Origin of the sequence: Allopusillimonas ginsengisoli (assembly GCF_004153455.1) — a bacterium.
Classification (GTDB): Bacteria; Pseudomonadota; Gammaproteobacteria; order Burkholderiales; family Burkholderiaceae_B; genus Allopusillimonas; species Allopusillimonas ginsengisoli.
Genome location: NZ_SDQE01000007.1, coordinates 140,194 through 158,587 on the forward strand (window position 1 = coordinate 140,194; position 18,394 = coordinate 158,587).

Annotated in this window: 20 protein-coding genes; 4 read left to right on the forward strand and 16 right to left on the reverse strand. The window is 57.7% G+C overall.

Translation table 11 applies throughout. The features are described from left to right. The first annotated feature begins 49 nt into the window (after positions 1-49). Positions 50-433: a thioredoxin gene (gene trxA / locus ERE07_RS13790; RefSeq protein ID WP_130009610.1), complete on the forward strand. Its 384-nt coding sequence runs from the start codon at positions 50-52 to the stop codon at positions 431-433. 114 nt (positions 434-547) lie between these two features. Here trxA and ERE07_RS13795 read toward each other — a convergent pair whose 3' ends face one another. From ERE07_RS13795 to ERE07_RS13820, 6 genes are all read right to left on the reverse strand, one after another. Further along, complete coding sequence (locus tag ERE07_RS13795) at positions 548-1,147, reverse strand: IMPACT family protein (RefSeq protein WP_245153710.1); 600 nt, start codon at positions 1,145-1,147, stop codon at positions 548-550. Positions 1,148-1,157: 10 nt separating this feature from the next. Then, positions 1,158-2,759 carry an ABC-F family ATPase gene (locus tag ERE07_RS13800; RefSeq protein ID WP_130009611.1) on the reverse strand — a complete coding sequence of 534 codons (1,602 nt, stop codon included), beginning with the start codon at positions 2,757-2,759 and terminating at the stop codon, positions 1,158-1,160. A 78-nt stretch (positions 2,760-2,837) separates the two neighbouring features. Further along, positions 2,838-3,863 carry an LD-carboxypeptidase gene (locus tag ERE07_RS13805; RefSeq protein ID WP_130009612.1) on the reverse strand — a complete coding sequence of 342 codons (1,026 nt, stop codon included), beginning with the start codon at positions 3,861-3,863 and terminating at the stop codon, positions 2,838-2,840. Positions 3,864-4,142: 279 nt separating this feature from the next. Next, the gene (gene tadA / locus ERE07_RS13810) at positions 4,143-4,682 is read right to left on the reverse strand and encodes a tRNA adenosine(34) deaminase TadA (RefSeq protein WP_130009613.1); all 540 of its coding nucleotides are present in this window, start codon (positions 4,680-4,682) and stop codon (positions 4,143-4,145) included. Beyond that, positions 4,682-5,533: an HAD family hydrolase gene (locus ERE07_RS13815; protein ID WP_130009614.1), complete on the reverse strand. Its 852-nt coding sequence runs from the start codon at positions 5,531-5,533 to the stop codon at positions 4,682-4,684. Before ERE07_RS13815 ends, tadA begins: the two co-directional genes overlap by 1 nt. Before the next feature lie 91 nt (positions 5,534-5,624). Further along, on the reverse strand, positions 5,625-7,151 hold the full coding sequence (locus ERE07_RS13820) for an NAD(P)H-hydrate dehydratase (protein ID WP_130009615.1): 1,527 nt from the start codon (positions 7,149-7,151) through the stop codon (positions 5,625-5,627). Between the two features lie 94 nt (positions 7,152-7,245). Here ERE07_RS13820 and ERE07_RS13825 point away from each other — a divergent pair, with 94 nt between their 5' ends. Together ERE07_RS13825 and ERE07_RS13830 are read left to right on the forward strand one after the other, a co-directional pair. Beyond that, positions 7,246-8,172 (forward strand): ABC transporter ATP-binding protein, encoded by a 927-nt coding sequence (locus ERE07_RS13825; RefSeq protein ID WP_130009616.1) that lies wholly within the window; start codon positions 7,246-7,248, stop codon positions 8,170-8,172. A 49-nt stretch (positions 8,173-8,221) separates the two neighbouring features. Further along, entirely contained in the window at positions 8,222-8,983 is a 762-nt protein-coding gene (locus tag ERE07_RS13830) for an ABC transporter permease (RefSeq protein ID WP_130009617.1), read from the forward strand. On the opposite strand, the gene ERE07_RS13835 is transcribed toward ERE07_RS13830, so the two are convergent. The 3 genes from ERE07_RS13835 to ERE07_RS13845 are packed head-to-tail and all read right to left on the reverse strand — an operon-like array spanning position 8,980 to position 12,114. Continuing rightward, on the reverse strand, positions 8,980-9,462 hold the full coding sequence (locus tag ERE07_RS13835; RefSeq protein WP_130009618.1) for a YajQ family cyclic di-GMP-binding protein: 483 nt from the start codon (positions 9,460-9,462) through the stop codon (positions 8,980-8,982). The genes ERE07_RS13830 and ERE07_RS13835 overlap by 4 nt on opposite strands. Before the next feature lie 25 nt (positions 9,463-9,487). Beyond that, complete coding sequence (locus tag ERE07_RS13840) at positions 9,488-11,149, reverse strand: acyl-CoA synthetase (protein WP_130009619.1); 1,662 nt, start codon at positions 11,147-11,149, stop codon at positions 9,488-9,490. Between the two features lie 59 nt (positions 11,150-11,208). Continuing rightward, complete coding sequence (locus ERE07_RS13845) at positions 11,209-12,114, reverse strand: DMT family transporter (RefSeq protein ID WP_130009620.1); 906 nt, start codon at positions 12,112-12,114, stop codon at positions 11,209-11,211. A 140-nt stretch (positions 12,115-12,254) separates the two neighbouring features. Here ERE07_RS13845 and ERE07_RS13850 point away from each other — a divergent pair, with 140 nt between their 5' ends. Next, positions 12,255-12,704, forward strand: a complete 450-nt coding sequence (locus ERE07_RS13850; protein WP_130009621.1) for an Lrp/AsnC family transcriptional regulator — start codon at positions 12,255-12,257, stop codon at positions 12,702-12,704. 87 nt (positions 12,705-12,791) lie between these two features. On the opposite strand, the gene ERE07_RS13855 is transcribed toward ERE07_RS13850, so the two are convergent. The 7 genes from ERE07_RS13855 to ERE07_RS13885 form a co-directional block, all read right to left on the reverse strand. Next, positions 12,792-13,085, reverse strand: a complete 294-nt coding sequence (locus ERE07_RS13855) for an I78 family peptidase inhibitor (RefSeq protein WP_130009622.1) — start codon at positions 13,083-13,085, stop codon at positions 12,792-12,794. Between the two features lie 145 nt (positions 13,086-13,230). Continuing rightward, positions 13,231-14,493, reverse strand: a complete 1,263-nt coding sequence (locus ERE07_RS13860) for an MFS transporter (RefSeq protein WP_130009675.1) — start codon at positions 14,491-14,493, stop codon at positions 13,231-13,233. Between the two features lie 216 nt (positions 14,494-14,709). Next, complete coding sequence (locus ERE07_RS13865) at positions 14,710-15,480, reverse strand: aldolase (RefSeq protein ID WP_130009623.1); 771 nt, start codon at positions 15,478-15,480, stop codon at positions 14,710-14,712. 206 nt (positions 15,481-15,686) lie between these two features. Then, positions 15,687-16,583: a LysR family transcriptional regulator gene (locus tag ERE07_RS13870; protein ID WP_245153711.1), complete on the reverse strand. Its 897-nt coding sequence runs from the start codon at positions 16,581-16,583 to the stop codon at positions 15,687-15,689. Next, positions 16,580-17,260 carry a DNA-3-methyladenine glycosylase family protein gene (locus ERE07_RS13875; protein ID WP_130009624.1) on the reverse strand — a complete coding sequence of 227 codons (681 nt, stop codon included), beginning with the start codon at positions 17,258-17,260 and terminating at the stop codon, positions 16,580-16,582. The genes ERE07_RS13870 and ERE07_RS13875 overlap by 4 nt, the downstream gene beginning before the upstream one ends. A 28-nt stretch (positions 17,261-17,288) precedes the next feature. After that, positions 17,289-17,492, reverse strand: a complete 204-nt coding sequence (locus ERE07_RS13880; protein ID WP_130009625.1) for a hypothetical protein — start codon at positions 17,490-17,492, stop codon at positions 17,289-17,291. Positions 17,493-17,542: 50 nt separating this feature from the next. Then, positions 17,543-18,358, reverse strand: coding sequence for an AraC family transcriptional regulator (locus tag ERE07_RS13885; RefSeq protein ID WP_209021150.1), 816 nt, complete (start codon positions 18,356-18,358; stop codon positions 17,543-17,545). Between the last annotated feature and the right edge of the window lie 36 nt (positions 18,359-18,394).

Below are 18,394 nucleotides of genomic sequence, written 5' to 3' on the forward strand. Positions count from 1 at the left end.
AAGAACAAGCGGCTAATGCGGGCCGCTTTTTCTATTTTTAGGGGCATATATGAGTACCATTGATCTCGACAAAGACAGTTTTCAGTCCGCAATAGAAGATGGTCAGCCTCTGATCATCGACTTTTGGGCGCCCTGGTGCGGCCCATGCCGCAACTTTGCGCCAGTCTTCGACAGTGCGGCGGAACAACACGGCGATATTACCTTCGCCAAGGTCAATACCGAGGAGCAGCAGGAACTCGCCGCTGCCTTGAACATACGCTCCATCCCGACACTGATGGTGTTTCGCGAACAGGTACTGCTGTTTTCCCAGGCTGGCGCGCTTTCGTCATCCCAGCTGGACGAATTGATTGCCCAGGTCAAAGGCCTGGACATGGCCAAGGTACATGCAGAAATCGCCGCGCAAAAGGACGAAGACGAGCAACCACCGCAATAATTACCCGGGTAGATGCACGCGCTCACTGCGGGCGCGGAGCCAAATGGCGCATCAACGCCCTGGCCAGGCGTCGGCATAAACCTGTACAGATTTTCAGGACCAGGACACCATCGCTCAGTCTTGCGGCTTGCACTGCCACCGGCCCTGACCCCGCGTCAGATTGGTGAATAGCCTGGCCAGTTCGGGTTCCTGATCGCGTACGATAGCGAGCTGCCACCGGACGCCAGCCTCATCAAAGGTTTCACCGACCAGGCGCGCGCCCCGTGTCAGCAGACGTGTACGCGCCACGGCCATGTCGGCAAAGCCGCAATGGCAATCCACCAGGACTTCATCCACAATTGCTATCTTGTCGGCGCGGCGCAGGCACTGGGCCGCGGTACCGCCATAAGCGCGAACCAGCCCACCGGCACCGAGCTTGATGCCGCCGAACCAGCGCACGACCAACACCACAATCCGATCGCACTGCAGGCCTTCTATTGCCTGCAGGATGGGCCGCCCCGCCGTTCCGCCTGGTTCACCATCATCGTTGAAACGGTACGCCTGCCCTATGCGATAGGCCCAGCAGTTGTGCGTGGCGTCTGGGACACCATACGTGGCAATGAACCGCAAGGCATCCTCGGGGGTTTGCACGCCATCCGCCATGGCCACAAAACGGCTCTTGCGGATGTCCTCCTGGTGCGTTGCCAGGCCTGCGAGCGTATAGAGCCCCGTCACACCACCGGCCTCAGGCCGCTATGCCCCTGGAAGAGAGATAGTCGTCGTAGCTGCCTTGGTAATCCAGGATTTGTCCATCGGGCATGATTTCAATCACACGCGTAGCCAGCCCTGATACAAATTCACGGTCGTGCGATACAAACACCAAGGTACCCTTGTACAGCTCAAGCGCGAATTGCAGCGACTCTATCGACTCCATGTCCAGGTGGTTTGTAGGTTCGTCCAGCAGCATGATGTTGTGCCGGCCCAGCATCAGGCGCCCGAAACTCAGGCGGTTTTTTTCGCCGCCCGAAAGCACGCGCACCTCTTTGCTGATTTCATCGCCTGAAAACAGCAGCCTGCCCATGACGGAGCGCATAGCCTGGTCATCATCGCCCGCCTGCCGGTAATCGGCAAGCCAATCGAACAGGTTTTTGCTGGACTCGAATTGATCCGAGACATCTTGCGCCATGTAGCCCAGATCGGCGCTCTCGGACCATTTGACACTGCCGCTGTCGGGCTGGAGATCAAGTGCCAGCATGCGCAGCAAGGTAGTCTTGCCAACGCCATTGGCGCCAATAATGGCGACCTTCTGCCCAGCCTCTATCATGGCGGAGAAAGACTTGATGACGGGCTTGTCGTAAGACTTGGAAATGGCTTCTACCGTGACAGCCAGGCGGTGCAATACCTTGGACTGTTCGAAACGAATATAGGGATTCTGGCGGGACGAAGGCTTGACCTCAACTGCTTCGGCCTTGATGCGATCAATCTGCTTGAGGCGCGAGGTAGCCTGGCGCGCCTTGGATTTATTGGCAGAGAACCGGCGCACGAAATCCTGCAGTTCCGCAACGCGTTCCTTGGCCTTGGCATTGGCGGCGCTCAGTCTCTCCCTGGCCTGTGTCGACGCCAGCATATAGTCGTCGTAATTGCCGGGATAGATGCGCAGTTCCCGATAGTCGAGATCGGCCATATGTGTGCACACCTGATTCAGGAAGTGCCGATCATGGCTGATGATGATCATTGTGCTCTGGTAGCCGTTGAGCACGTCTTCCAGCCAGCGTATCGTATTGATATCGAGGTTATTGGTGGGCTCGTCGAGCAGCAGCACATCCGGATTGGAAAATAGCGCCTGTGCCAGCAATACACGCAGCTTCCAGCCCGGCGCGATCTCGCTCATGGGCAGGCTGTGCTGCTCCACCGGAAACTCCAGCCCAAGCAACAGCTCCCCGGCCCGGGCCTCGGCCGTATAGCCGTCGTATTCGGCAAACTTGGCCTCAAGGTCGGCCGCCCGCATGTAGTCTTCTTCCGAGGCATCGGGATTGGCGTAGATGGCGTCCCGTTCGGCCATGACCTGCCACATTTCCTCGTGGCCCATCATCACGACATCAAGCACCCGCTCGTCTTCATATGCGAATTGGTCCTGGCGCAGCTTGCCCAGACGCACACCTGGTTCCAGTGAGACGTTGCCTGCACTGGGCTCCAGGTCGCCACCGATGATTTTCATGAAGGTGGACTTGCCCGATCCGTTGGCGCCGATCAAGCCATAGCGATTGCCTTCGCCGAACTTGACACTGACGTTCTCGAAGAGCGGTTTGGGACCGAATTGTATGGTTAGGTTCGCAGTGGAGATCACAGGGATGTATTCGCGTTAAGTAGTCAGTTAAACAGATAAGTTTAACAAGCCGCGCGCAACCCTGCTGGCACCTGCAGTTCAATGGGGGTGTTCGTCCAGCACCAAATGCGCCATGCCCTGTTCCGTGGCAATCCCGACTTTGCGCCCCACTGGCAGCGTGGCCTTGACCTTGACATGCCCATATGGCAGTCCCGTCACAACCGGAACACCGACATTGGCTCTCAGCCACGCGACGACCGAAGGCATGTCGTAGCCATTGTCATTCTGGCCGAGACGGTATTCGGTAAAGCGGCCAAGCACAATGGCCTTTTGGCGCTGCAAAATGCCGGCGTGGAACAGTTGAAGCAGCATGCGCTCCACGCGAAAAGGGTGCTCCGCGACATCTTCCAGGAATAAAATACCACCACGCACCTTAGGCATATAGGGCGTGCCGATCAGCGACGCCACCATGGCCAGGTTGCCCCCCCACAACACGCCGCGCGCGTCTACGGGGTCGGAATCCGGCGATTCGAACCCAAGAACCTCCAGTTCGCCTCGCATCGCTTCGCCAAACAGCGCAGCGGTGAGTTCGTCCATTTTCGATCCACCGAAATCAAATACGGCCGTTGGCCCCGCATAACTGGAGGCGCCGGTACGAGCCAGCAGTGCCAGATTGAAGGCAGTGAAATCGCTTTGGCCGATAAAAATCTTGCCGCTTTCGGCAACCGCATCCCAGTCTATGAGCGGCAGCAGACGGCTCAAGCCATAGCCTCCGCGCGTGGCCATGACGATGGGATGCTTCTGCTTGAGTGCGCGGGTGATGGCAGCAAGCCGTTGTTTGTCTGTTCCCGCAAAACGCTCATGTACGGCCAGCGCGGTACGATCCACAGCTGTGCGAAACCCCTGTTTGGCCAGCCGCAGCCGCGCCTTGTCCAGCGTTTTGGGATCGGCCACAGCGCCAGAGGGCGAGATCAGGTAAATGCCGGACGGCGCCGTGTGACGATGCGCATGACGGGCGCCATGGGGCGTCGACACATGCCCGCTACCGTCATCGATACCATCGCCATGGTCATGAGAATGCTCATCGACGTGTTGTGCTCGTTTACTGCGCTGTGCTCTTGCCATGGCCCGATTCAATTGAAATGAATGTAATGAAAAAAACAGACGTATAGTAATACAAGGCCTGGAAAGACCAATCGGCCTGCCCTTCATGTCTATGGCCGTGGGCAGGAAAAGCCGGCGCCTGGCTTGCCTGCCTTGCCCTGGCCTGCCTTGCCTTGCATTGCATTGCCTTGCCCTGTCTTGCCTGTCTTGCCCTGTCTTGCCTGTCTTGCCTGTCTTGCCTGTCTTGCCTGTCTTGCCTGTCTTGCCTGTCTTGCCTGCCTTGCCTGCCTTGTGTGCCTGCTAGCCTTGCGACTGCTGGCGGCGCGCGCGAAAGAACTGTCGCAGGATATCGCCGCACGGTTGAGCCAGCAGTCCGCCTGCAACCTGCGTATGGTGGTTCAACCGCTGCTCGTGATGCAGACTGACCACGCCGCCACAGGCCCCGGTTTTGGGATCCTGCGCGCCAAAGATCACGTGCTCCAGCCTTGCGTGCATCATGGCCCCCAAACACATCACGCAAGGCTCCAGCGTCACGTACAAGCGAGCGCCGGGAAGCCGATAATTACCGGCAGCGGCCGCAGCCTGGCGCAAGGCCACGATCTCCGCGTGCGCGGTAGGATCGTTATCGGTAATGGTGCGGTTATATCCTTGACCGATTACTTGGCCAGCCACGTCGACGATGACTGCGCCCACAGGCACCTCGCCAGCTTCGCGGGCGCGCTCAGCCTGGGCCAGCGCAAGTCGCATGAAGGCGGCATCTTTCTCGGTAAAAGCCGCCGATTCGCCGCCCTGCCCTTCTGCCGGGTGTGGATCAGGAAAGTTCTGCTGCGACACGGCCATCAACCACGATAGATCCGACTGTTCAGCGCAATGCGGCCCGCCAGACTTTCCACGGCCTCTTCCAGCCATTGATACAGTTCGGCCTCGTCATCGTAGCGAGCCTGATTCAGGTTGGAAACCCTACCTTCCTGGATGAAGCCCCAGGCCCTGCTACGCTTGTCGCGGTGGCGAGGATCCCACACACCGAAGGCTACGCCACCCGAGCGCCGTATCAATGAAAAACAAGGAATATCGGTATAGCCATCGCCCACGAATATCATCTGTTCGAAGGGAACGCGCAGCTTTTCGGGAGGAACCTTGCGATTGACCTCGAAAGGCTTGCTGCGCGAATGAACACCAATAATGCCCTTCTGGATGTGGAACAGATAACGGGTTTTGTCGGTAAAGCTGACGATCCGTCGCGGGAAATGGATGCCGCCTTGACGAGGCTCGTAGACAAACTCGGAGGCCCAGATGTCCGTGAACTCCCGGGCGATCGGAGTACTGCGCGCAACATCACCAATGCCGCTTGTAATCAGGTAAAACTCAAGCTGGACCTGCGGGTGGTGTTCGCGAACCATCGTGCGCAACCGGTTGAAAAGGCTTTCTACCCCTGAATGAAGCGGCAGGCGCCGCCCCCAATCCTGCAAACGCTCCTGAGTGATCGGCCCGTGAGTTCCCGCGCGCGAGAGTTCTATCATCTGGTAGAGATAAGCGGGAACGGGATCCCAGTCGTGCTCGTTCAGCAAGGGGCCTACATCATTTGCCCAGAATTGTTCCACGTCCACGCCAATATCGGCCAGAAAACCGGACGTGCTGTCTGGGGCGAGCGTATCGTCGAAATCAAATACTAGTGCAATAACATCGGACATGTGTATATCTCTGGATAGGCCGGCGCTCGCTGGCATCCGGCCAGGATAGGGTAAACAACAGGAGTGTAACGCGTGTATCCGCGTGGCCGCCTCAGGCGTGCCGTTTCAGGCGCCTAAGCACGCGCGGAATGATCTGCGGAAGGTCTTGGGAAATGAGCCCCGGCCCGAACAGGCGCGCGGCTTCGCCGTGCATCCACACGGCTGCGCAAGCAGCCAGAAATGCATCCATGCCCTGCGCCAGCAAACCCGCAACCATGCCGGCCAGGACGTCGCCCGTTCCGCCCGTTGCGAGCTCGGGAGGCGCATTGGTATTGATCACGGCACGCCCATCCGGGCAGGCAATGACGGTGTCAGGCCCCTTGAGCACAACGACCGCCCCGCTCTGACGAGCAGCGCTGCGCGCACGGTCCAGCTTGCTGCCTTCTGAAGGAAAGATGCGGTTGAACTCGCCTTCGTGGGGTGTGAGCACGCAAGGCCCCTGAATGGCGCCAAACAGCGACTGTGCATCCGTGGAAAACACGCTGATGGCGTCTGCATCCAGCACCACCGACCGGTCGCCAGCAAGCGCCTGCAAGACATGCTTGCGAGTAAGATCGGATATTCCCGCACCCGGACCAATGGCCACGACATTGATGCGGGGATCGGCAAGGATGTCCTCGAGCGAGCCGTTCTCCTTGATGGGATGAACCATGACGCTGGTAAGGGCGGATGCATACACCGCCCAAGTGGCCATGGGCGCGGCAATCGTGACCAGCCCTGCGCCTGTGCGGGCGCAGGCCACCGCCGCCAGCCTGGCGGCGCCTGTCATGAGACGGCCCCCTACGACCAGCGCGTGTCCTCTTTTGTATTTGTGTGTGTCGACGGGTAACCACGGATAGGCATGCAGCCAGAGCCGCGGCTTGTTTTCGTACACCAGGGGCTTGATGCCTGTCAGGACTGACGCCGAGATGCCGATCTGAGCGACAAATACCCGCCCGCAAAGACTGCGTCCCGGCTCCAGGACATGACCAGGTTTCTTGCGAAAAAAAGTAACCGTTAGCTGGGCGGGCAAGGCTGCGCCCATGACCTCGCCGGATGCCCCGTTCACGCCGCTGGGTAGATCGATGGCGCAAACCGGCAGCCCCTGGCTTGCAACAGCATTGAGCAACTCTGCTACGACTCCTTGAACCGGGCGCGACAACCCTGCCCCGAACAGGGCATCAATGACAATATCAACGCCCTTGAGCAAGGCGTCAGATATCGGCTCTATCGGCCCCTGCCAGCGTCCAGCCTGTTCTGCGGCGTCGCCCGAAAGCATATTGCGATCGCCCAACAAGGCGAGCCGCACTGACCAGCCAGCAGCCTTTAAATGCCTGGCCGCGACGAAGCCGTCTCCCCCGTTGTTGCCTGGACCACATAGGATCAACACCGAGGACCGGGGCCAATTGCGCGCAACCTCGTTGGCAACGGCCGCGCCGGCGGCCTCCATCAAGGCGCCGCCGCTCAGGCCAGCGGCGATGGCGGCCTGATCCGCCGCTGACATTTGTTGCGGCGTAAGCAGTGCATCAAGGTTTGCATCGTGAGAGAGTTCATTCGGCGCGCCACGGGTTGCGTGGCGCAAGCCTGCTGCTGTGGTCATGGTAGTACGCCCCGCGGCCCCCGGGCGGGAACGGCGGCCTTCATGGCTGATGGTGAATATGCTATTGTGCCGCAGAGCCACAGGAAAATCACCCATGCAGCCAGTCATCTCCGTCAACGGCCTGGATAAAACCTACGCGTCCGGGTTCCAGGCGCTTCGTAATATCAATCTTGAAATCCAGCGAGGCGAAATCTTTGCATTGCTCGGCCCCAACGGGGCTGGGAAGACCACACTTATCAGCATCATCTGTGGGCTGGTCAACCCCACGGGGGGCACAGTGGTGGCCGATGGGCACGATATCATCCGGGACTACAGGGCCGCACGAGCCAAAATTGGCCTGGTGCCCCAAGAACTCACCACAGACGCTTTTGAATCCGTTTGGGCCACGGTCAGCTTTAGCCGCGGCCTGTTTGGCAAATCGCCAAATCCCGCCCATATCGAAAAGGTATTGCGTTCGCTTTCGCTATGGGACAAGCGCAACAACAAGCTCATCACCCTGTCGGGCGGCATGAAGCGGCGTGTGCTGATCGCCAAGGCACTGGCCCACGAGCCGCAGATACTGTTTCTGGACGAACCCACTGCCGGCGTGGATGTATCGCTGCGCAAGGACATGTGGGGATTGGTTCGCAAGCTTCGCGAAACCGGCGTCACCATCATCCTGACCACCCACTACATCGAAGAGGCCGAAGAAATGGCTGATCGCGTGGGGGTGATCAACCACGGGGAAATCATTCTGGTCGAAAACAAGGCCGAGCTCATGCACAAATTGGGCAAAAAACAGCTCATCCTGCAATTGCGCCAGCCGCTGGATGCCTTGCCCGATACGCTGAGCAGCTACCAGTTGACGCTTGCCCCTGGCGGCAAGGAAATCACATTTACCTACGATGCACGGCAGGAGCATAACGACATTGCCGCGCTATTCCAGGCGCTGGAGCGGTCCAACGTGCCCTTTTGCGATCTACATACCACGCAGAGTTCGCTGGAAGATATTTTCGTCAACCTCCTGCGAGACCCATCTTGAATCCCATCTTCACCGCACTCAGCAACACCGGCCTTTCTCGGAGCGACAGATGAACTTTCATGCCATGCGCGCAATCTATGTATTCGAAATGGCCCGCACCTGGCGCACACTGCTCCAAAGCATTATTGCGCCGGTCATCTCAACATCGCTGTATTTTGTCGTGTTCGGCGCGGCCATTGGCAATCGCATCACCGAAATCGGCGGCATCAGCTACGGCGCGTTTATCGTACCCGGCCTTGTCATGCTGTCGCTGCTGACGCAAAGTATTTCCAATGCCTCTTTCGGCATTTATTTTCCGAAATTCACCGGCACCATCTACGAAATTCTCTCCGCACCGCTGTCCTATCTGGAAATCACTATTGCGTATGTGGGAGCCGCAGCCACCAAATCGCTGATCCTTGCAGCCATCATCCTGATTACGGCCGAGTTCTTTGTGCCGCTGCGCATAGATCACCCAGTTTGGATGCTGGCCTTCCTTATTCTCACGGCCCTGACATTCAGCTTGTTCGGCTTCATTATCGGCATCTGGGCCGATGGCTTTGAAAAGCTGCAGCTGGTCCCGCTGCTTATCGTGACCCCTCTTACCTTCCTGGGTGGCAGCTTCTACTCGATAGATATGCTGCCCCCGTTCTGGCAAAAAGTCACGCTGCTCAATCCGGTCGTGTATCTGATCAGCGGATTTCGCTGGAGCTTTTTTGGCGTTGCCGACGTAAGCCTGATGGTAAGCCTGGCAATGACATTGTTTTTCCTGGCGGCCTGTGTGGTATTGGTCGGCTGGATATTCAAGACAGGCTACAAGCTCAAAGCTTAATCCCTGAAGTTGTTGAACTGCAGGGGCAGTTCAACATCTGTCTTGCGCAGCAATGCCATCGCCGATTGCAGATCATCGCGTTTCTTGCCGCTGACGCGCAGCTTGTCTCCGTTTATCTGTGCTTCGACCTTGAGTTTGTCAGCCTTGAGCGCAGCAATCAGTTTTTTGGAAACTGCCTGCTCTATCCCCTGGCGCACGGTAACCTTGCGGCGCGCTCCCGACAGATTCTCCAGCGGCTCCCCGACGTCCAGACAGCGCACATCGATGCTGCGCGCAGACAAGCGCCCCCGCAGTATGTCCAGCATTTGATTAAGCTGAAATACGCTGGGTGCGGACTGCGTTACGACATAACCTTCGAGCTCGAAGCTGGCCTGCGTGCCTTTAAAGTCGAAACGGGTAGAAAGCTCACGATTCGCTTGATCCACAGCATTGCTGAGCTCATGCTTATCGACTTCGGAAACAACGTCAAACGAGGGCATGTATCCTCCAGATAGTTAAAAAAATTTACTGCGTCGAAGCCTCTGCCAGCGCCTCGGCCTGCTTGCGCAAGGCGAACTTCTGGATCTTTCCGGTTGACGTCTTGGGCAATTCGCAAAACACGACAGTCTTGGGCGCCTTGAAGCTGGCCAGGTGTTTCTTGCAATGCGCGATGATTTCTTCGGGACTCGCGTGGGAGCCCTCTTTGAGTTCGATAAAGGCACAAGGCGTTTCGCCCCAACGCGCATCCGGCCGCGCCACAACGGCCGCAGCCAGGACGTGAGGATGCCGGTACAGCACGTCTTCGACCTCGATAGACGAAATGTTCTCTCCGCCGGAAATAATAATATCCTTGCTGCGATCCTTGATCTTGACATAGCCATCAGGATCCATCACAGCCAGATCACCGCTGTGAAACCAGCCACCACTCAAGGCTTCCTGAGTCGCCTTGGGGTTTTTCAGGTATCCCTTCATGGTGATATTGCCACGGAACATGATCTCGCCCATCGTTTCGCCATCGGCAGGAACAGGCAGCATTGTTTCGGGGTTCATGACGCTGATGCCACGTTCCAGATGATAGGTGACCCCCTGGCGGGAATTGAGGCGGGCGCGCTCGCCAATATCCAGATCGTCCCAGGCCGCGTGCTTGGCACACACAGTCGCCGGGCCATAGACCTCGGTTAGCCCATATACATGCAACAGGTCGAAACCCATGCGCTCCATGCCTTCTATCATGGATGCCGGCGGCGCCGCGCCCGCGACCATCGCTTTTACGCCGGGCGCGATACCTTGCTTCATGGATTCGGGCGCATTGACCAACAGGCTATGGACAATGGGCGCGCCACAGTAGTGCGTGACGCCGTGGACACGAATGGCGTCAAGAATGGCTTTGGCCTCTACCTTGCGCAAACATACATTGACACCGGCGCGGGCCGCCACAGCCCATGGAAAGCACCAGCCATTGCAATGAAACATGGGCAGTGTCCACAGGTAGACCGCATGCTTGGGCATGTCCCACTCGAGGATATTGGAAATTGCCGCGGTCGCTGCGCCGCGATGGTGGTACACAACGCCCTTGGGGTTGCCGGTCGTGCCGCTAGTGTAGTTCAGTGTAATGGCATCCCATTCATCGTCGGGCAGACGCCAGGCGAACTCGGGATCGCCGGCAGCAAGAAACTGTTCATACTCAATGCTGCCGATGGACTCGTTCTCTCCTTCATACAGCGCATCGACCACGTCAATGACCATGATGGGATGCGGCGATTTGCGCAGCTCAAGCGCCTTGCGCATGACCGGCGCAAACTCTGTGTCCACAATAACCGCCTTGGATTCTCCATGATCCAGCATGAAAGCGATCATTTCGGCATCCAGCCGGGTATTCAGTGCGTTGAGCACCGCCCCGAGCATAGGGATGCCGAAATGCGCCTCCACCATGGGTGGCGTGTTGGGCAGCATGACCGCGACGGTATCGCCTTTTCCTATGCCTTCTTGCGCCAAGGCGCTGGCCAGACGGCGGCAGCGGCCATAGACTTCCGACCAACTGCGACGCAGCGCCGACGGGCCCTGGCCATGGATGACCGCCAGCGCGTCGGGATAGACTTGGGCGCTGCGCTCGATAAACGACAACGGGGAAATTGCAGCGTAGTTGGCAGGGGTCTGGGGTAGATCCTGGTCGAAAATGCCGGACATAGTGGTCTCCTGATTGTTTGGAAAATAATAGCCTCCCCTCAACAAATCCGCTAGCCACACTATCTGGCCGCACGAGTCAGACGACTGAACCAAGAGAAAGTCCAACCCTGCCGCATGGCGCCTGCGGCGAGCAGAATCAGGGCGACACCCAGCCACTGCAACCATTCCAGCCGTTGCCCGAAGGCTGCCCAATCAACCAGAATAGCGACGATAGGATAGATGAATGACAAGGCACCTGTGAGCGCTGTGGGCAGGCGCTGTATGGCACTATAAAGAAGGACATACATGAGCCCCGTATGTAGCACGCCCAGGGTGACGAGACTCAGCCATGCCGATACCGGCAAGGTCAGGCCAGCGCCGAGGTGGGCGAACGGCGCCAACAGCAGTATGCCGGTACATACCTGGATCAATGCGATCAGATGGGGAGGCGTGCCCGACAAACGCTTGACCAGCAATGCCGCGACGGCATACAGGAATGCCGCGCCCAGGGAAAGCACAACACCAAAGAGATAATTACCCTCGCCGTATACTGGCGAGCCATGATCTTGGGTAATGGCAAGCATGCCCAGAAAAGCCAAGGCGAGCCAGGCCATTTTCGTCAAACTAATGCGTTCGCCCAAAAAAAGCGCGCCCAGCGCCACCAGCATGAAAGGCTGCGTGTTGTATACCGCTGTGGCGATGCCGATGGATGCGCGCGAATAGGCCGCGAACAACAACACCCAGTTGCCGACGATGGCGACACCGCTGACAACAGCCAACCCAAAGCCCGCCAAGCTGATGGCATCTGCGCGCAGCATGCCCATGACCGCGCAAATGGCCAGCAAGGTGAGCGCACCGAAAACGCAGCGCCAGAATACGACATCCAGCACGGGCTGCCCCGACATCAGTACGAACCAGCCTATGGTGCCCGACACCAACATGGCAGCCGCCATGTCGAAAGAACCTCTACGGATTTCGTAATCCATGATGTATCGCTCCTGTTTCAGAGCGTGTATTTTGGCTCTTTCACGACAATCACTCCAGCGCTATTATTAGGCCGGATCAGCTATTTTCTTTTTTAACGAAGGCAACCTAGCACATTCATTAGTCAGATAAAAGGACATTCATGACAGACGACATCGATCAGGTTTTAATAACCGCGCTAATGAAAGACGCTCGGCTGTCGCTCAAGGCGTTGTCACGCCTGTCGGGCCTTTCATCGCCCAGCGTGGCAGAACGGCTCAAGCGCCTGGAAGAGCGCGGTGTGCTCACGGGATACACCGTAACCATTGATCCGCGCGCCTTCAACTATTTGCTCCAGGCTATCGTCCGGATTCGCCCGCTCCCCGGTCAGTTGCACGCCGTCGAACGCCTTATCGCAGAAACACCGCAATTTACGGAGTGCGACAAAGTGACAGGAGAAGACTGCTTCGTGGCGCGCCTGGCTGTCAAATCCATGGAGCAGCTGGACGCGATCCTGGACACCCTGACAGATCGCGCGCAGACCAATACCGCCATCGTCAAGGCGACAACGGTGTCACGGCGGCTGCCGCCTTTGACACCCGGAAGACAATGAATAATCGTGGGCGGCTGAGCCGCCCGCTGATTTTGTAGACGGCGCTCACAGTGTGTTTGCTGCCCGTCCCGGCGATGTCGAACGTGTTTATCCGCAGTGCACCCGCACCACCACATCGTATGAATCAAGCTGCAGATTCAGCCGATCAGCACGATATTCGCGCGTAATCACCTGCCCAGGCCGCAAGACGCGAACGGTACTAGCACCGCTCAACTGCTCGGCCTTCTGCTCCAGCTCCGGGGAAATATGATGCCCCTGAATCGAACTGGTGCGCTCGGTCGAGCAAACACCGGGGGTGGTGGGGGCTGAGGACTGCGTGGGAGCCACACAGGCGGCCAGGCTGCCAGATACCACGACCGCCAACAAACTACGCTTGAACATGATGATCCCCTCTTGTAAAAATGCGTGCAATAACCGCAACAGAAAGCGTTCTTCTGGCAAGTGTTCAGCAAAAATCATTCCTCAATTCGATTTCCTGATAGGCCTGACGGTTGGCGGCGCACTGCAGAAGGGGAAAGTCGATGTTTTATACACGGCTACCGGATAAGGTTGCGGGAGCGCTCACCGCGATGTCATTTGAGCGCATGCGCCAGGCGCTGAACATGGCCACAATACCAAGCCCCGAAAGATACCAGACAACATATCGCGGGCTGCCGTCCCCAACAGCCAGCAGCCACGTCGCAACCAGCGGAGCCAGACCGCCTCCGATTGCGCCGGACACTTGCACCGCCAGTGATATTCCACTGTAACGGATCTCGGGCGGAAATTGCTGGGAGAACAGACTGCCCTCGGGGCCGTACAGTGACGCATACACACCGCCAATGGCAATTACCATGGCCAGCGTAATCATGGAAGCGTTTCCGGTTGCGAGCAGATCAAAGAAATAGGTACTGAACACACCTATTCCGATTGTGCCTATCATGAACACCCATTTATGTCCGATTCGATCGCCCAGCATCCCGCAAAGTGGCATAGTAATGAATGCCACACAGGCACCCCAAATAATGGCGTCCAGCACGACTGTTTTGGGAATACCCAGCGTACCTGTTGCGTAGGCCAGTGCAAACGTCACCACTGTATAGAACCATGTCACTTCCGCCAGACGGGCGCCAATCACAACAAAGACGCTGCGCGGATGCTGTGTAAGCACGACCTTCAAAGGTACGTCGGCCTTCTTGCCCGCATGCTGCATCGCTTCGAAGTCCGGAGACTCGGCAACCTTCACGCGGATGAACCATCCGATCAGCAAGAGCACAACACTGGCCAGGAAAGGAATCCTCCACCCCCAGGTCAGCATATCCTCCTCGGGGAGCGCCGCAACGGCTGCCATGGCCAGTGAGGACAGGATCAGGCCAGGCGCGACCCCCGCTTGAGGCAGGCTACCAAAGAATCCCTTTTTGCCCTCCGGCGCATGCTCGACAGCCATCAATACAGCGCCTCCCCACTCTCCGCCCACCGCGATGCCCTGAAGCAGCCTGCAGAGCACGAGCAGCACCGCCGCCCAATACCCAATGCTGTCATAAGAGGGAATCAAGCCTATCAATATGGTGGGAATGCCCATCAGCATCAAGGTGATCAGCAACATGGATTTTCGTCCTACCCTATCGCCGAAATGCCCGAAGACAATCCCGCCCAAAGGACGAGCAAAAAACCCTACGGAATAAGTTGCGAATGCAGCCAGCGTGCCTGTAAGTGGATCGAAGGCTGGAAAAAATATCTTGTTGAAAATAAGCGCGGCGGCAGTGCCATACAGGAAAAAGTCATACCATTCGATTGTCGTGCCCATCATGCTGGCAACACCGGCCGTCACATAATGTTTTGGGGATGAACGTTCGCGTCCCGTCCCAGCACCCTGCTTGTTGGATTGCGTTTTCACTACTGTCTCCTCGGTCCGTAGACTGGTTTTCTTATTGCTGGAAGGCCGCTCACCAATGATCTTTTCCGGTGCGCAGCCTGCTCCCTGCACCATGCAATCTGGCCGCATGGTGGCTTATGCTGCGATCATTTACAGGCGTTGATCCCTGTCGATCTGGCGGCACCAATAGTCAAAGGTCCCTTTGACGATGGAAGGCTTAAGCAGATAGTCATGCGCCTCTTTAGCCAGGTCATCCGGCACGGGTGTCAGTTCGCCATACACTCGCGCACGTGTTTGCATGCGAGCGGCGCGTTCAAGGTAAACAGACAGATAGGTGGCTTCCTCAACGGTGGTTCCGGTAGTCAGATAACCATGATGCGCAAGAATGATGGAACGCTTTCGACCCAATGCCTCTGAGATCAGCACGCCCTCTTGGTCTGCAATGGGAACGCCCGGCCAATCCGCGAGAAATGCGCAGTCGTCATGAAACGGGGTCATGTCCATCTGAGCGATGACAAGCGGCTGTCGCGCAGCAACCAATGCGGATACCCAGGGGGAATGCGCATGAATAATGGCGTTAACGTCTGGGCGCTCTTTATAAACCCACAGGTGAAATCGTGTTGCCGGGTTGGCCATGCCCTCGCCTTGCAACGTCTCGAGGTCCGGGCCCACCTCTATAAAGTCCGCTGCTGACGCCTCATCGAACCCAAGACCAAAGCGCAGCGTCCAATAGGCGCCGGGCGTGTCCGACCTCGCACTGATCTGGCCAGCAAGACCCGCTTCCTGGCCTGTTGCGGCTAGAATCCTACAGGTATAGGCCAGCGTCTCCTGAACGGTGCGCTGTACCGGACGAAGGTGCTGGCGCATCTCCGCGGTTGCTCGGTTGTCGAAATAATCTTTGGATCGCAATGGTGCATTCATCTGATGGCTTCCTATTTAAAAAACAGCCTCCGACGTCGACCGAAAAGCCGGATGGCGGTATTTTCTTGACATGCGTCAATTCTAGGAAGCGTCCACGGAAAGAACCATGAAGCAAAAGTGATAACAGGTATGCAGGCCGGAGGGCAAACAGCCATCTGGCCAAAAAATGGCTCGGTACCGGAAACGGAGCCTGTACCCGACCCTGCTTAGGGTCGGTGCGTCACAGCCATCTCTAGGAGTTCACGTGCCAACGATGGTGTTGGCGTGTCGCACCGCACAATCGCAACGACGCGGCGGCGCAATCCTGGGGATGCCAGACCTACCTTGACCAAACCATAATCAGCCAGCAGGCGCGACGGCATCGATACCGGCAGGATGCAGGCACCGACACCGAGCGACACCAGGCGCAACATGGAATCAATGGTTTCAGCCTCGGCCACGACCCTGTCGTCCAACCCCGCGTTTTTCAGCATGCGCCGCAGCGCATAGTGCTCAGGAAAACCCACCAGCTGCAAAGGACAGGCGTCAAGATTCAACACCAGATCCTCGGACAAACGACCCGCCTGCACCATAAGGCACATCTCATCCTCGAGCAGAACCACCGAATCCAGCATGTCAGACGCAACAGCAGAATCGTAGACAAACCCGATGTCGGCTTTGCCTTTTTCCACAAGGTCCACCACATCTGGGGAGCTGCGCGCCATGACTGACAGATTGACGCGTTCATGCTGCGTGATAAAGCGCGCCAGAAGGTCTGAGACAAAGTAATAGCTCAGTGTATGAATAGTCGCTATCCGCAGACTGCCCTCGGTAATGCCCTCTCTTTCCCTGAGAGTATCCAGAATCTGATCGATGCTGTCGTATGCCGGCCCTACAACTTCGGCCAGTTTCTCTCCCGCCCCGGTCAGTGCAACCCCGCGCCCCGTGCGCGCGAAAATCGGCTTTCCCAGATACGCTTCGAGCACGGACAACTGACGGCTCAGCCCTGACTGGCTTACGTCGAGCTCCTCCGCCGCTTTGGAAAGCGAAGAAAACTGTGCAATCTTGAGAAAATATCTGAGCTGCCTATCCAGGCTGTCCATATCGCCACCTCGTCCAGTCATCGACGCTGCCCAGGCATGGGGGCAGTCGTTCCTGTCGACACAGGCAGCCGCCACAAATACCAGGCGGCTACGGTTCGATGCGGACTCCAGGCCCGGCCTATTTCCTGCATCTGCTTAGGCGCGGGCGCCTTATCCAACCCTTTGAGCCGACGGTATCCTTCGCGCACGCCCAGATCGCCAACCGGCAAAATATCCGAGCGCTCCAGCGAATAAATCAGGAACATCTCCACCGTCCAGCGTCCGACGCCACGCAAAGAAACCAAGCGCTCGATGAGCGTGTCATCCGTCATGGCCAAGGCCTGGACCAGCGACGGCACTATGCCTTCTTCTGCCGCCTGTGCAATACCACGTACAGCGGCCAGTTTCGCATTGGACAAGCCGCAGGCGCGCTGCTGCTCAGGATCGCTTGCCAGCAATTGTCGCGGAGCCGGGAATGTATCGCCGGGGTACAAGGAAAGCAATCTCCCGAGAATGGCCTCGGCCGCTTTAGCATGCAATTGCTGGTAGACAACAGCGCGTACAAGCGCTTCGTAGGGCTCTCTACCCGGTCGGGACTCATGACGACAGGGGCCAATAGCCGCGATATGTCGTGCCCAGTCTTCATCCTGCGCCGCGAGAAATGCCGCGGCACGGCAATAGGCATCGGCGGATAGGTCGGCCAGTATTCTCGTCCGCATGCGTTCCATAAGCCTCGCTGATTGCAGTTCAGTTCAGTGCGGCTTTTGCCACCTCGGCGGGCGTCAGCCCCTCATAAAACATATCAGTAAACCAGTCGGCTTCGTCTTCGATATGTTGCTGGGCCTCTTTGCGTGTTGCGCCTGCCTGAACGAATAACTCCTCGACTTCTGTACACCATTGAATCAGTGCGACTTCGTCCGGATCCGGTTCCTGACTATTCTTTTTTGCCATGACGTCGCTCCTCTATGCGTGACTCAGGCATCATAACGCAAAGCCACGCCTCACTCGGGCAAGGAACGGTACTCTGAAAAAAACTCGCCGGGCGTAACTCCCATCTGCTCGCCAAACGCGGCGACAAACGCAGACATGCTTTCGTAGCCGCACGCCAACGCAACATCGGTAACCCGATCTCCGCGCTCGAGCATCGGCAACGCGCTGAGCATACGCAAACGCTGTCGCCACTGCCGGAAGCTCAAGCCAGTTTGCTGCTGGAACAGCCGACTCAGCGTCTTGGCGGACGCACCCAGCTCAGTACTGAATTTCAACAACGATTTGCGGTTGGCCGGCTGCGCCTGCAGGCTGCTGCACAATTTTCGCAACCGGGAATCCTTGGGCCAGGGCAGCGCCAATTTGGCGTCATGCGCGATTGCCAATTGATCCAGCAGCACACGGGCCAACCTCCCATCCGGCCCATGTTCATCGTACGCTATCGGTGCTGCGCTGAACGCGCGTATCAGCTCACGAAGCAAGGGGCTGACCACCACTACCCGGCAGCCGGTCGACGAGGCTGGCATCAGATTGCTGTCGATATACAGGCTGCGGATTTCAGTGCCCTTGTAGCATTTAACGCCATGCGGCACACCGGCTGGAATCCATATGGCGCGGTGAGGGGGCGCGACAAACCGCCCCGCTGCAGTAATCACCTCGATGACCCCCTGGGTTGCATAGGACAATTGCTCCCACGGATGGCTATGGCGGCGGCCGATCGCAGTATTGGGCAAGGCCAAAGCTTGCCCATATAGTGGCCTGGGCAAGCTCTTGAGCGCCTTCAATTGCGCAAACGCATCCAGTTTCGTGTCCTTTTGGCGATATTTCATTTCCGTTCAGCGCTAAACAACCGCACGACCATAGGT

Excerpts from the sequence above, each read along its gene's own strand:
- ERE07_RS13820 (WP_130009615.1), bottom strand. The coding sequence starts at position 7,151 with ATGACCACAGCAGCAGGCTTGCGCCACGCAACCCGTGGCGCGCCGAAT.
- ERE07_RS13865 (WP_130009623.1), bottom strand. The coding sequence starts at position 15,480 with ATGAATGCACCATTGCGATCCAAAGATTATTTCGACAACCGAGCAACC.
- ERE07_RS13880 (WP_130009625.1), bottom strand. The coding sequence starts at position 17,492 with ATGGCAAAAAAGAATAGTCAGGAACCGGATCCGGACGAAGTCGCACTG.
- ERE07_RS13805 (WP_130009612.1), bottom strand. The coding sequence starts at position 3,863 with ATGGCAAGAGCACAGCGCAGTAAACGAGCACAACACGTCGATGAGCAT.
- ERE07_RS13845 (WP_130009620.1), bottom strand. The coding sequence starts at position 12,114 with ATGGATTACGAAATCCGTAGAGGTTCTTTCGACATGGCGGCTGCCATG.
- ERE07_RS13835 (WP_130009618.1), bottom strand. The coding sequence starts at position 9,462 with ATGCCCTCGTTTGACGTTGTTTCCGAAGTCGATAAGCATGAGCTCAGC.
- ERE07_RS13870 (WP_245153711.1), bottom strand. The coding sequence starts at position 16,583 with ATGACTGGACGAGGTGGCGATATGGACAGCCTGGATAGGCAGCTCAGA.
- ERE07_RS13830 (WP_130009617.1), top strand. The coding sequence starts at position 8,222 with ATGAACTTTCATGCCATGCGCGCAATCTATGTATTCGAAATGGCCCGC.
- trxA (WP_130009610.1), top strand. The coding sequence starts at position 50 with ATGAGTACCATTGATCTCGACAAAGACAGTTTTCAGTCCGCAATAGAA.
- ERE07_RS13860 (WP_130009675.1), bottom strand. The coding sequence starts at position 14,493 with ATGATGGGCACGACAATCGAATGGTATGACTTTTTCCTGTATGGCACT.
- tadA (WP_130009613.1), bottom strand. The coding sequence starts at position 4,682 with ATGGCCGTGTCGCAGCAGAACTTTCCTGATCCACACCCGGCAGAAGGG.
- ERE07_RS13850 (WP_130009621.1), top strand. The coding sequence starts at position 12,255 with ATGACAGACGACATCGATCAGGTTTTAATAACCGCGCTAATGAAAGAC.
- ERE07_RS13815 (WP_130009614.1), bottom strand. The coding sequence starts at position 5,533 with ATGTCCGATGTTATTGCACTAGTATTTGATTTCGACGATACGCTCGCC.
- ERE07_RS13855 (WP_130009622.1), bottom strand. The coding sequence starts at position 13,085 with ATGTTCAAGCGTAGTTTGTTGGCGGTCGTGGTATCTGGCAGCCTGGCC.
- ERE07_RS13875 (WP_130009624.1), bottom strand. The coding sequence starts at position 17,260 with ATGCGGACGAGAATACTGGCCGACCTATCCGCCGATGCCTATTGCCGT.
- ERE07_RS13885 (WP_209021150.1), bottom strand. The coding sequence starts at position 18,358 with ATGAAATATCGCCAAAAGGACACGAAACTGGATGCGTTTGCGCAATTG.
- ERE07_RS13840 (WP_130009619.1), bottom strand. The coding sequence starts at position 11,149 with ATGTCCGGCATTTTCGACCAGGATCTACCCCAGACCCCTGCCAACTAC.
- ERE07_RS13825 (WP_130009616.1), top strand. The coding sequence starts at position 7,246 with ATGCAGCCAGTCATCTCCGTCAACGGCCTGGATAAAACCTACGCGTCC.